The sequence below is a fragment of the Methanothermobacter thermautotrophicus genome, from assembly GCF_014889545.1.
Taxonomy (GTDB): domain Archaea; phylum Methanobacteriota; class Methanobacteria; order Methanobacteriales; family Methanothermobacteraceae; genus Methanothermobacter; species Methanothermobacter thermautotrophicus_A.
The window spans coordinates 279,334-291,927 of the sequence record NZ_QKOF01000005.1 but is presented as its reverse complement, the minus strand read 5'-3'; the positions used below and the strand labels follow the sequence as shown (position 1 = coordinate 291,927).

The window sequence follows — 12,594 nt, the reverse complement described above, 5'->3', positions numbered from 1 at the left end:
TCCACGGGTTTATGGGCTTGATGCAAACTCATTAAAACTCATCGGGATCAGGTTACTCAGATTTTCCATGGTTATGAAATACTGAGAATCAGTTTTATTCAAAAAAATTTAATTTTAAGTTAAAGATCCGTAATGATTATTGAAAATTTTAATTGTGGTGAAATTGTCCGACGATCTCACATGGTCTCGGGGGCGTGTATCCCCAGGAGGTCGAGTGCGTTCCTTATGGTTTTTCTAACAGAATCAACAAGTCTGAGGCGCGCACCCTCAAAATCAGACCCTATAACAGGAGTGGACCTGTAGAAGCTGTTGAATGTATTTGCAAGATCCTGGGCGTACTGCGCCACAGGGTGAACCCTCCTTGCAAGGGCAGATTCCTCAACCACCACCGGGAAGCGTGCAAGGAGACGGATAAGTTCCCTCTCATCACCATCAGGCTTCCATCCATCTTCAATACTCTCTTCACCCGTGAATGAAGCCTTCTCAAGGAGTTTACATGCCCTCGCATGGGCGTACTGGATGGATGCGCAGCCACGTTCAAAGCTGAGGGCATCATCCCACCGGAATACAATGTGCTTCTCCGGTGAGAGCCTCGCTATGTAGTACCTTATGGCACCGTTGCCTATGGACTCTGCGATATCATCTGCAACATCTTCAGGAAGATCCCTACGCTTTTTAACTTCATCAAGGGCCCTGCCGTGGGCTTCATCCATTAGCTCATCCACGGATATGAAAACACCCCTCCTGGTGGACATTGAACCCTCAGGGAGTGTTATGAACTCATAGAATATGACCTCGGGCCGTTTACCACCCAGTAGTTCCACTGCGATCCCCACCTGCTCGGCTGCAAGCTTATGGTCAGATCCAAGGACATCGATGATAACATCCCCATCCTCTGACTTCTGCAGGTGGTATGCTATGTCCCTGGTCGAGTAGAGGGAGGTTCCATCTGACCTTGTGAGGACCAGTTCCTTCTCAAGGCCGAACTCCTCAAGGTCCAGGTAGAGGACTTCGTTCTCCTGGGCGTAACCTGTTTCCCTGAGGGCTTCTATCACCCTCTCAACGGTACCATCCCTTACGAACTGGCCCTCCCATACGAAGCGGTCGTGGTGAACGTGGAGCCTCTTCATTGTTTCCTTCATCCCGCTGAGGCAGTACTCAACGACCCTCCTGAAAATCTCCTCATTCTCACCGGCCTCGTACTTCCTTATTAATTCATCCACCTCATCCCTGATCCCTGGATTTTCCTGGAGCCTCTGATTAACCTCGAAGTATAGTTTACCAACCCTGTGGTCCATCTTATCCCCCGGGTAGTCCTCAAGGTCTCCATCAAGGTTCAGGAGGCCCCATACTATCATGGCGATCTGTCTCCCCATGTCATTCACGTAGTACTGGGTTTCGACGTCGTAGCCAGCCATCCTCAGTATCCTTGCAAGGGAATCACCTATGATGGCGTTCCTTATGTGGCCTATGTGAAGGGGGCCGTTGGGGTTGGCTGAGGTGTGCTCGAGGATCACCTTCTCCCCCCTGGGGGGGTGTGAACCGTAGTCATCCCTGATGGACTCCAGGAGTCTTCTGGAGAATTTACTGTAATCGACGAAAAAGTTTATGTATGGCCCCTTGGATTCAATGGCCTCAAATATGTCAGGAGTTTCTATCACAGACATTATATCAGCCGTTATTTCAATGGGGGCCCTTTTCAGTTCACCTGCAAGTTCGAAGGATACCGTGGATGCAAGGTCCCCGAGCTGGGGGTTTGGTGGTTCCTCAAGCTTTATCTCATGGGGTACCGGTACCCCGAGCTTTTCAAGCGCCGCTGTTATAGAATCTCTAGCCTCTTTTTCAATGTACCTGAACATCTCTTCACCTGCCTTCTTCAGAGTCCCTTAAGCCATAGTGTTATGTATCCAACCCTGGGTATCATGAGTGGCTGTGACCCCACCGTCAGCACCCTCGCCTCAACCTGTGATGGATAGACAGGGGCCGGGTCCGGTGAAGGGTTGTTATCACCCTTTGTGATGTAATATCTGTTCCCGTTTCTATCAGTCTCAACACCTATAACCCGGTGTATCACTGGTTCAGGGAACCAGGTGGCGTCATAGATGATTATATCGCCCTTCCTGATGCTTTCAGGGTTCAGCTCCTGTATCCCCAGGAAGCTGGTCTTCTCGATTATGACTATGTCTCCACGGTAGAAGACGGGTTCCATGCTCCCGGATACAACAACGTTCATGTGCTGGGAGGCAACCACTGCCAGCACAAGCAGGAGGATGTATGCGCCTGCCTCAATTACTTCGCGCCTGTCCTTCATATGAACACCTATCTGAGTATTGCACCCGTGTCTGCTGACCCTGCAAGTTTACGGTAACGTGCAAGCCACCCCTTCACACTGCGGAGGGGTTTAACTGCGCCCTGAAGTCTCTCCTCAATTTCATGGGGAGTAAGGTCAACTTCAACCTTTCGGGAGGGTATATCTATTCTGATGATGTCCCCGTCCTTCACCGCGGCGATGGGGCCATCCTCCATGGCTTCAGGCGATACATGACCAACACAGGGTCCCCTTGTACCACCTGAGAACCTTCCATCGGTTATAAGGGCAACCCTTTCAAGGCCCATGCCTGCAATTGCAGATGTCGGGTTGAGCATCTCCCTCATGCCGGGGCCCCCCTTGGGTCCCTCATAGCGTATGACGACAACATCACCCTCCTCTATCCTGCCACCGAATATGGCCTCCACACATTCATCTTCGCTGTTAAAGACCTTCGCAGGACCTTCATGCACCATCATGTCCTCTGCAACGGCTCCCTGTTTCACAACCGATCCCCGGGGCGCCAGATTCCCCCTGAGTATTGCAAGGCCCCCCTCACTGTGGACTGGCTTTTCAGGGGACCTTATGACGTTCCTGTCCCTTACCTCCACCCCTTCAATGTTCTCCTGCACTGTTCTGCTGGTGCATGTTAGGCATTCCCCATTTATATGGTCCTCCAGGGTCTTTAGGACGGCGGGTATCCCTCCTGCACGGTCAAGGTCCAGCATCATGTGTTCACCTGCCGGTGAGATTGATGCTATGTGGGGTATCATCCTGCTCAGTTCATCAAAGAGGTCCAGGTTGACGTTGAGACCATCAATCTCTGCAGCGATGGCAGGGATGTGGAGTGTGGTATTTGTTGAACCCCCCAGGGCGAGGTCGACCATAATAGCATTCTCAAAGGCTTCCTGGCTCATTATCATGGTCGGCTTCAGATTCTCCCTCACCATTTCAACTATCCTCTTACCAGAGAGCCTTGCAATCTGCCTCTTACGTGCACTTACAGCGTGGGCCGTTGCACAGCCAGGGAGGCTCATGCCCAGGGCCTCTGTGAGGCATGCCATGGTGTTGGCTGTGAATAGGCCTGCGCAGGATCCTGGCCCTGGACATGCGCATCTTTCGAGTTCCTCCAGTTCATCCTCTGACATCTCACCTGCGCTGACTGCTCCAACACCCTCATACACGTTTATGAGGTCCACCTTTTTCCCTTTAAATTCTCCAGGGAGCATGGGCCCACCTGTCACTGCTATGGCCGGTATGTCAAGTCTGGCCGCTGCCATCAGCATCCCCGGGACTATCTTGTCGCAGGTGGGAAGCAGTACCAGACCGTCAAGGGCATGGGCCATGGCCATGCTCTCCACCGTGTCTGCAACTATCTCCCTTGATGCCAGGGAGTACTTCATCCCATCGTGGTTCATGGCTATTCCATCACATATTGCCATGGTGTTAAATTCAAATGCAACGCCTCCTGCAGCATTCACACCCTCCTTAACAGCCTCTGCAAGTTCCCTGAGGTGGATGTGCCCGGGGACTATGTCAGTGTAACTGTTGGCTATACCTATGAATGGTTTCTCGAAGTCATCATCTGTGAGGCCGCAGGCCCTCAGGAGGGATCTGTGGGGTGCCCTCTGTATTCCCCTCTTTACTGTATCGCTCTTCATGGAATCACCATTATTATCATCAACCCGATTATTATTAAATATTAGGGGATAATTAATATTAAACTTACTGCCATATATTATAACATGGACTTCCCGGTAATTAAGTTTTTGATAGCCCTTGCAATAGGTGCACTGGTGGGCATTGAAAGGGAGCGGAAGATCAAGAGGACTGAATTTGCAGGTATAAGGACCTTCATGCTCATATCACTTGTAGGGGCACTTTCAGCCTATCTTTCAGGGACGTTTTTCCTGGCATTTCCTGTGGCATTCCTTGGACTCATCCTCCTAATAATCGTAAGTTACACCGCAAGCACAAGGGAGGGCGGTGATATAGGGATAACCGGGGAGGTGGCAGCCCTTGTCACATTTCTCCTGGGGGCCATGTGTGTTGCATATGATTACCGGCTGGCGGTGATGCTCTCAATCATAGTAACGGCCATCCTGGCCCTGAAGAGGTACATACACATCGCAGTGAGGAGGATAAGTGAGAGGGAGATGATAGACACCATAAAGTTCCTGATAATAGCCTTCGTAATCCTCCCCCTCCTTCCTGACACCTCAATTGGCCCGTGGGGTGTCTTCAATCCCTACCAGGTCTGGCTCATGGTGGTTTTCATATCTGCAATAAGCTATGCCGGGTACATAGCCATGAAAATAGCCGGACCTGAAAGGGGTCTTGGGGCCACAGGGATCATAGGAGGTCTGGTTTCAAGTACTGCAGTGGTAACTGCCATGGCAGGCAGGGTGAGAGAATCAGAGGACCTTATGGGGCCAGCAGTATTCGCGGCGGTCATTTCAAGTTCAATGATGTTCTTCAGGATACTGCTGGAGGTATCTGTTATTAACACATCACTTCTGGTCTATGTGGCCCCTCCCATGATTACCATGGGTTTTCTGGGTGTTATGCTTGCAGCCCTCTTCATGAGGTCATCATCAGGAATCGATTCAGAGATCAAAATCGAAAACCCCTTTTCTGTTAAACCGGCCCTCATATTCGGGGCACTATTCCTTGCCATACTCTTCATATCAAAGGCTGCCAGTGTCTATCTTGGCCGTGGGGGTGTACTTGTGGCCAGTGTGATCTCAGGCGTTGCTGATGTTGATGCAATCACTGTGAGCATGTCCATTCTTGCATCTGGGGGCTCCATCTCACAATCAACTGCTGCAGCCGCCATAACACTGGCCGGAGTGTCAAACACCCTGATAAAGGGTGGAATAGCCCTTGTCCTCGGAACAAAAAAATTCGGGAGAAGGGTGGGAACCCTTTTCATTGCAATCGTAACAGCCGGCTTGCTGGCTGCCCTACTAACATAGCTCAAGGCATTGTTTGTGACCTTTCCTGGCGGTTCAGGACCTTATCATGGTAAGGAGCATCCTGAAGGGCTTCACAGCCATCACCGCATGGGGTTTGCCTGCTGGCATGATTATCATCTCACCTGCAACCAGGCGGTGCCTCTCTCCGCTTATGGTGACTTCGGCTTCACCATCAATGACCTGTACCATGGCATCGAAGGGGGCGATGTGCTCACTGAGGCCCTGGCCCCTGTCAAAGGCAAATAGGGTCACAGTGCCGGTCTCCCTGCGGATTATCTCCCTGCTGACCACCGAGTCGTCCTGGTAATCAATGAGGTCGCTGATCTTAATTACCTTTCCCCTGAGTTCCATCCCAATCACCCCAGTATCTTCCTTATATCCTCTTCGGGGTCACCTATTGGTGTGAGGTCATATCTGTCAACCAGGAACTTCACTATGTCCTCGTTGGCCCATCCAGGGAGTATGGGACCTATGTACATGCCCCTGAGGTCCAGTGAAAGGAGGCTCCAGAGTATTGCTGCGGCCTTCTGCTCCATCCAGCTAAGGATTATGCTGAGTGGAAGCTCATTTATGTCCATCTGGAAGAGGTTGCTGAGGGCCTCGACGAGTTCAACTGCCACTATGGCGTCGTTGCACTGACCTAGGTCTATTAGCCGCGGAATCCCATCAATGTCACCCAGTTCCATGGAGTTGAACCGGTACTTCCCGCAGGCCAGTGTAAGGACAACGGTGTCATCTGGCAGTTTTCTCACGAAATCAGTGTAATATTTTGCCTTTGGGAGGGGGGAGTCACAGCCACCCACAAGGAAGAATCTCCTTATCTTACCATCCTCAACCAGTTCTTTGATATTATCTGCCAGTGAGAGTATGGTTGATAACCCGAAACCTGTTGTAAGGGTCGTGGCATCCTCTTCAGTGAGTGGGGGTAATTCAAGGGCCCTGTCTATGACTGGACTGAAGTCATAACCCTCCAGGTGTTCAACTCCTGGCAATGCTGCGACGCCACAGGTGAACATGCGGTCCCTGTAAGCGTCGCGGGGAAGGAGGACGCAGTTTGAAGTTCCAAGTATGGCCGTGCTGTAGCGTGAGAAGGTGTCCCTCTGGTCGAACCATGGACCCCCCAGCTGACCGGCCAGGTGGGGGTACTTCCTGAGTCCTGGATAGCCGTGGGCTGGCAGGAGCTCTGAATGGGTGTATACGTTGATACCGGTACCCTCTGTCTGCTTCAGAAGCTCTTCAAGGGCCCTGAGGCTGTGGCCGGTTGCTATTATGGCGGGACCTTCAAGGGCCCCCACCCTCACCTCTGTGGGCTCAGGTTCCCCGTAGGTGTCAATGTGGGCCTTCTTCAGGAGCTTCATGGTCCTGAGGTTCATCTCACCCGCTTCAAGGGCAAGGTCTATGAACTCCTCTGCATCGAAGTTAACGTTTGTGAGGGTTGAGTAGAATCCCCTCTCTAGGAAGGCGTCCACCTCCTCATCAGTGTATCCGAGTTCCCTGGCATGGTAGAGATAGGCTGAAATCCCCTTTATTGCGAATAGAAGGTTGTCCTGGAGTCTGGCAACTGTTGGTTCCTTTCCACAGACCCCCCTGATTGTGCAGGCCCTTCCACGGACGGTCTGGGAGCACTGATAACAGAACATGTCTATATCCTCTGGCCTCACGTGTTTTATTTCACCCCTGAGGGGTTCAAACTGGTCCTTGCCCACGTTGCACACAGGGCAGAGCCAGTCATCCGGGAGTTCCTCAAAGGGTGTCCCGGGTTCTATACCTGAGCGGGGGTCACCCACCTCCGGATCATATATGTAGTCACATACCTTGCAGCGGTACTTCATTTTCAATCACCATATTAAAAACTGGCAGCAAAGTATATGTAACTTTTGTCACTAAATGAGTATAAAATGTAACAGGTGAGGCGTTTTTATGGGCAGGGATGTGATGGAAGCCCTCAGGTTTATGGGTCTAACAGAGTATCAGGCCTCGGCCTACAAGGCACTGGTTTCCCTGGTATCTGCCAGGGCAGCGGAGGTTGCGGAGGTTTCTGGCATACCAAGATCAAGGGTCTATGAGGTACTGAGGCAGCTCGCAGAAAGGGGCTTCGTGGAGGTTGAGAGGGGTAAACCCATGAGGTATCATGTGGTGCCACCATCAGAGGTGTTCAGGAGGGAGAAGGAGAGTATCATCAAAAAACTTGACGCTGCCATGTCCCACCTTACTGAAATCTACGAGGAGGGGGTTGCCAGGGTACCGGCACCTGTATGGCTCATCCATGGCCAGGAGAAGATTCTGAAGAAGGAACTTGAGATAGTATCCCGTTCAAGGAATGAACTCAAGATGAGGATGGGGTTCACCTTCGGGGATGAAATAAAAACACTCCGTCCTGCCCTTGATAGGATAACAGACCGTGGGGTTGAGGTTAAGATAATGGCAGCGGAGGTGATTGATGTGCCCGGCGAGGTTAAGGTAAGGAGAATACCCCCTGTAAGGATGCTTGTGAGGGATTCACAGGAGATGATGTGGATATTCTCACGCTTCACACCCGATGGTGCACCCATCCCTGAGACAGCCATAGGGATATGGAACCAGTACCCTGAGATAGCAGAGAACTATGCACGGATATTCGACACGGTCTGGAAGAGAGGCAACAGTAAACTTTGAGGGCGGTTCTCGTTTTGAACAGGAAGAAGGGTTATCTTTATGGCAACACTCCACTTTCCATGACCCCTGAAAATCTTTAGAATCCCATGAAAGTTTCAGCGGAGCTGCTGGAGTGAGTCCAATAATCTGGCTGGCCTGTCTGAGTGTAGATAAAGCTGCTGGAGCCACATTTCAACATTGGGAACAATATTTAAAGCTTCGCCCCATGAAGGGAGCAATATTTAAAAACCCTCACCTTAAAAAGAATAACATTAATTATTCTTACAAGGTGATGGCATGAGGATACTGTTAATTCACTCTGATTACTTGAAATACGAGACAAAGAATAAAACAGGGATAGCAGAGGAAATCCCTGAAGATAAGATGCAGGGAGATTTCAGGGAGTCCCTGGTGGTTTTCACAGCTGTGGAGTCAGGGGATGAGGATAACCCGGAATCAGTAATTGAAAACGCGGTTAATGAAATAATAAAGGTTTTCAATGACGTTAAGGCGGAGAATGTTGTGATATATCCATACGCACACCTCAGCTCCTCACTCAGCTCCCCCAAAACAGCGGTGGAGATCCTTGAGGGGATGGAATCAGCCCTCCGCAGGGAGGGTGTTGAGGTCTCAAGGGTTCCCTTCGGGTGGTACAAGGCCTTCAAGATATCCTGCAAGGGCCACCCTCTATCAGAGCTCTCAAGGACCATCAGGCCACAGCCCCCAAAGGTGGAGGAGGAGAGCGAGGAATCAGAGTGGTTCATACTCTACAGGGGAGAGACAGTCAAACCCGAGGACTTCGAGTTCAAAAACAGGGACCTTGAGAACCTGGTGAAATATGAGCTTGGTGAACTTGAATCCTCCGGTGAAGAACCACCACACGTTAGACTCATGAGGGAGAAGGGACTTGCAGACTATGAGCCATCAGCAGATGTGGGACACCTCCGCTGGTACCCAAGGGGCAGACTGATAAGGGACCTCCTTGCAGACTACGTCTACATGCTCGTCACCAGTGAGGGGGCGATGCCAGTTGAGACACCCATAATGTATGACCTTGCGGATGAGGCAATCAGGGTACATGCAGAGAAGTTTGGTGAAAGACAGTACAGGATGAAGAACAAGAAGGAGCTCATGCTGAGATACGCATGCTGCTTCGGAGCCTTCAGGATCCTCTCAGATTCCTTCCTCACATGGAAGAACCTGCCGGCGTCCATATATGAACTCTCAACCTACAGCTTCCGGCTTGAAAAGAAGGGTGAAGTCGTTGGCCTCAAGAGGCTCAGGGGCTTTACAATGCCAGACCTCCACACGGTCTGCGCCGACCTTGACCAGTCCCTTGAGGAATTCGCGAGGCAGGTTGAGATGTGCATGAGGACCGGTCAGGACCTCCAGGTTAACTATGAGGTCATATTCAGGGCCACAGCTGACTTCTATGAGGAGTACAGGGAATGGGTCCATGAGGTAGTGGATAGGATCGGGAAACCCGTACTCCTGGAGATACTGCCATCAAGAAAGCACTACTGGATTGCCAAGATGGACTTCGCAGCCATAGATTACCTTGGAAGACCGATAGAGAACCCAACGGTTCAGATTGACGTTGAAAGCGGGGAGAGGTTCGGGATAACCTATGTTAACCGTGATGAGGATGAGGTAAACCCTATAATACTCCACTGCAGTCCAACCGGCAGTATTGAGAGGGTTATATGCAGTCTTCTAGAGAAAACAGCCATTGAAATGGATGAAAAACCCCCCATGCTGCCTGTCTGGCTCTCCCCCACCCAGGTACGTGTGCTTCCAATTGCTGAGCGCCACATGGAGTATGCCAGCGACCTCGTATCGAAACTTATTGCAGGTGACATAAGGGCTGATCTGGACGACCGGTCAGAGACCCTCGGGAAGAAGATAAGGAATGCGGCCCAGGACTGGGTCCCCTACGTTGTTGTTATAGGTGACAGTGAGCTGGAGGGTAAACTCACGGTCAATGTGAGGGAAACAGGTGAAAAGCTTCAGATGAGCGTGGATGAGCTCATAGAACGAATCAGAGCGGAAACAGATGGGATGCCCTTCAGGAGACTGCCCCTGCCTGTTAAACTATCCGAGAGGATAAACTTCTAATAAATTTTTTAATCTGATAACTTATAACTTATAAGATATACTTTATAAGTTATAAATTATAACCTGTATTCATCAGGTGATGAGATGGGAGAGGTAATTTCAATCATAAACCAGAAGGGTGGCTGTGGAAAGACAACGACAGCCGTTAACCTATCAGCAGCACTTTCACTCCTTGACAGGAGGGTTCTTGTAATCGACATGGACCCCCAGGGTAATGCAACCACAGGGTTCGGGATAAACAAGTCGGAGCTTGATTCAACAATATACACGGTCCTCACCAGAAAGGCAACACTATCCTCTGTGATAATGCCCGCCGAACTCCAGGACCTCTACATAGCACCCAGCAACATATCCCTCAGCGGTGCCGAGATAGAGCTCAGCAGTGAGATAGGCTACCATGCCATACTCCAGGAGTCACTTGGGGATGTGAGGAATGATTTTGACTACATATTCATAGATGCCCCACCATCCCTGGGCATCCTCACACTAAACGCCCTGGTGGCATCCGACAGTGTCATAATACCCATACAGGCAGAATACTACGCCCTTGAGGGCATGGCAGACCTCCTCAGGACAATGAACCTGGTGGAAGAACGCCTCCAGAGTCCCTGCCCAGTAAAGGGGATACTGCTGACACTCTACGATTCAAGGACACGACTTGCAAGGGACGTCCAGAGGGAGGTTGAGAAGTTCTTCGGTGAAAGGGAGAACATCTTCAGGACAAGGATACCCAGGAACGTCCGCCTTGCTGAGGCCCCCAGCCATGGCAAGCCCTGCATAACCTATGACCCTGAAAGTACAGGTACGGAGGCCTACATGAAACTTGCAGCCGAAATACTTGAGATGGAGGGATAGGATGACACAGAAGAAGGGTCTTGGAATGGGACTGGATGCACTGATCCAGTCAAGGACAAGGAAGGAACCTGAAATAGATAAAGGAAAGGATGATGATATCCGCGTACAGGAGGTCATAAGGGAAGTTAAGAAGAATCCAAGGGTGACCCTGTGGTCTGCAAGATCAGCAGCTGTTTTGAGGTACCTTAAAAAGACACAGCCAGAATTCAGCATAAGTAAGGAGGCATCTTACCTCATAGAGCGGGCAGTGAGGGAGAAGTACCCTGACATATGGGATATGTTCTCTGAGCTTTAGTTTATTTTTTACTGGTTCTTGGAGTTGCTTCCTGGTTTACTTTTTTTGTGTGGACTTGCCGGGGTGTTCTGTTGATTGAGCTATGTACCCTCTGATCCAATCCAATCTATATTCGCATATTCAGAACATTCATGGCTTACTCCAGTCACTCAGCGTGGACTGGAAGCCATCAAGGTATATGAATGGTTCTGCTCTCTTTAACCTCACACCCATCTTCCTGAGCACTGCAGGTGTGAGGCGTGTTCTGCTACGCATCTCAATTATTCTCCTGGCAGACCTGGGGCCGATCCCGGGCACCCTTATGATTTCATGGTAGGGTGCGCTCTCAAGGTCAACAGGGAAGATATCCATATCCACTGCAGCGGCATATTTCGGGTCAATGTCCGTGTCAAGGTAGCCCTCACTGAATCTGAGCTCATCTGGTCTGAAACCATAGGAACTGATGAGCGAATCCGCCTGATAAAGCCTCAGAACCCTCATAGAATCAGCTTCATTCCTGGATTCGAGGGGAGTGCCCTCCATGGGCTGAAAACCACTGAAGTAGACCCTTTTAATTGAAAAACGGTCATGGATCCAACTGACCCTTTTCACTATATCCTCATCTGTTTCATCAACGGCCCCGACCATGAGCTGTGTGCTCTGACCTGAGGGGGCAAGTTCAGGGTGCCTCTTCCTGAACCTGTGGATCCACCTCATTCTCCTCAGTATATCAACACCATAATCCTTGGTCGATGAAAGCTCATCCAAGCCGTCAGGGGTGGCTGTCTCGATGTTGATACTCACACGGCTTGCAAGCTCCATGGCCCTCTTTATACTATCCATGGAGGATCCAGGGATAATCTTGAGGTGTATGTAACCACCATAGCCTTCCAGACGGAGGATCCTGAGGGTTTCTATGAGACGCTCCATGGTTTCATGGGGGTCATGGCTGACACCGGAACTAAGGAAGAGGCCGTCAACATACCGCCTCTCATAGTAGTCAAGGAATACCCGGGCAATCTCCTCCGGGCTGAGCTCCACCGGCATCTCACAGGAGCTGTTTATACAGTACCTGCAGTCATTGCAGCACCTGTTGGTGAGGAGCACCTTGAATAGGGGAACCCTGCAGCCCCGGTAACTGCTGTAGTAGATGCCAGGGACGGCAGTATTCCGCTGGGAAGGGTCAGCGCTGTAATCACAGAGGTCAAACTGGGCGCTGTCACTTAGGACCTGGACCCTTTCACCTAGACTCATAATCATATTTATGTGTGGGCTTCTATTAATTTTTTACCCTTGCATCTGACCCCCCATGGATCTCCATTACTGTAATGTTAACCATTAGATCTGCCTTGATTACATAAAATGCATATATGGGAATATTAATGCTTATTTACGGCTATAAGTGCTCTTAAATGTGATTTAATTTTCCTGAA

General features: G+C 50.5%; 11 protein-coding genes. 5 read left to right on the top strand and 6 right to left on the bottom strand.

Translation table 11 applies throughout. The features are described from left to right. Positions 1–176 precede the first annotated feature (176 nt). From argS to ilvD, 3 genes are read right to left on the bottom strand one after another with little or no spacing between them, the layout of a single operon-like run. Positions 177–1,859: an arginine--tRNA ligase gene (argS, locus tag DNK57_RS04005; RefSeq protein ID WP_192961751.1), complete on the bottom strand. Its 1,683-nt coding sequence runs from the start codon at positions 1,857–1,859 to the stop codon at positions 177–179. Positions 1,860–1,876: 17 nt separating this feature from the next. After that, positions 1,877–2,311, bottom strand: a complete 435-nt coding sequence (locus tag DNK57_RS04000) for a signal peptidase I (RefSeq protein ID WP_192961750.1) — start codon at positions 2,309–2,311, stop codon at positions 1,877–1,879. Between the two features lie 8 nt (positions 2,312–2,319). Continuing rightward, positions 2,320–3,969: a dihydroxy-acid dehydratase gene (gene ilvD / locus DNK57_RS03995; protein ID WP_192961749.1), complete on the bottom strand. Its 1,650-nt coding sequence runs from the start codon at positions 3,967–3,969 to the stop codon at positions 2,320–2,322. 84 nt (positions 3,970–4,053) lie between these two features. On the opposite strand from ilvD, the gene DNK57_RS03990 reads away from it, so the two are divergent. Further along, positions 4,054–5,283, top strand: coding sequence for an MgtC/SapB family protein (locus DNK57_RS03990; protein WP_192961748.1), 1,230 nt, complete (start codon positions 4,054–4,056; stop codon positions 5,281–5,283). 33 nt (positions 5,284–5,316) lie between these two features. On the opposite strand, the gene DNK57_RS03985 is transcribed toward DNK57_RS03990, so the two are convergent. Together DNK57_RS03985 and hcp are read right to left on the bottom strand one after the other, a co-directional pair. Next, complete coding sequence (locus DNK57_RS03985; RefSeq protein WP_192961747.1) at positions 5,317–5,634, bottom strand: cupin domain-containing protein; 318 nt, start codon at positions 5,632–5,634, stop codon at positions 5,317–5,319. A gap of 5 nt (positions 5,635–5,639) precedes the next feature. Further along, the gene (gene hcp / locus DNK57_RS03980) at positions 5,640–7,115 is read right to left on the bottom strand and encodes a hydroxylamine reductase (protein WP_192961746.1); all 1,476 of its coding nucleotides are present in this window, start codon (positions 7,113–7,115) and stop codon (positions 5,640–5,642) included. Between the two features lie 88 nt (positions 7,116–7,203). Here hcp and DNK57_RS03975 point away from each other — a divergent pair, with 88 nt between their 5' ends. From DNK57_RS03975 to DNK57_RS03960, 4 genes are all read left to right on the top strand, one after another. Further along, positions 7,204–7,938 (top strand): TrmB family transcriptional regulator, encoded by a 735-nt coding sequence (locus DNK57_RS03975; protein WP_192961745.1) that lies wholly within the window; start codon positions 7,204–7,206, stop codon positions 7,936–7,938. 276 nt (positions 7,939–8,214) lie between these two features. Continuing rightward, positions 8,215–10,032: a threonine--tRNA ligase gene (locus DNK57_RS03970; RefSeq protein ID WP_192961744.1), complete on the top strand. Its 1,818-nt coding sequence runs from the start codon at positions 8,215–8,217 to the stop codon at positions 10,030–10,032. Positions 10,033–10,116: 84 nt separating this feature from the next. Beyond that, a complete protein-coding gene (locus DNK57_RS03965) occupies positions 10,117–10,887 on the top strand; it encodes a ParA family protein (RefSeq protein ID WP_192961743.1) in 771 nt (256 codons plus the stop codon). A gap of 1 nt (position 10,888) precedes the next feature. Then, the gene (locus DNK57_RS03960; protein WP_192961742.1) at positions 10,889–11,182 is read left to right on the top strand and encodes a hypothetical protein; all 294 of its coding nucleotides are present in this window, start codon (positions 10,889–10,891) and stop codon (positions 11,180–11,182) included. 129 nt (positions 11,183–11,311) lie between these two features. Here the strand turns inward: DNK57_RS03960 and DNK57_RS03955 are convergent, their stop codons facing one another. Then, positions 11,312–12,415 carry a radical SAM protein gene (locus DNK57_RS03955; protein ID WP_192961741.1) on the bottom strand — a complete coding sequence of 368 codons (1,104 nt, stop codon included), beginning with the start codon at positions 12,413–12,415 and terminating at the stop codon, positions 11,312–11,314. Between the last annotated feature and the right edge of the window lie 179 nt (positions 12,416–12,594).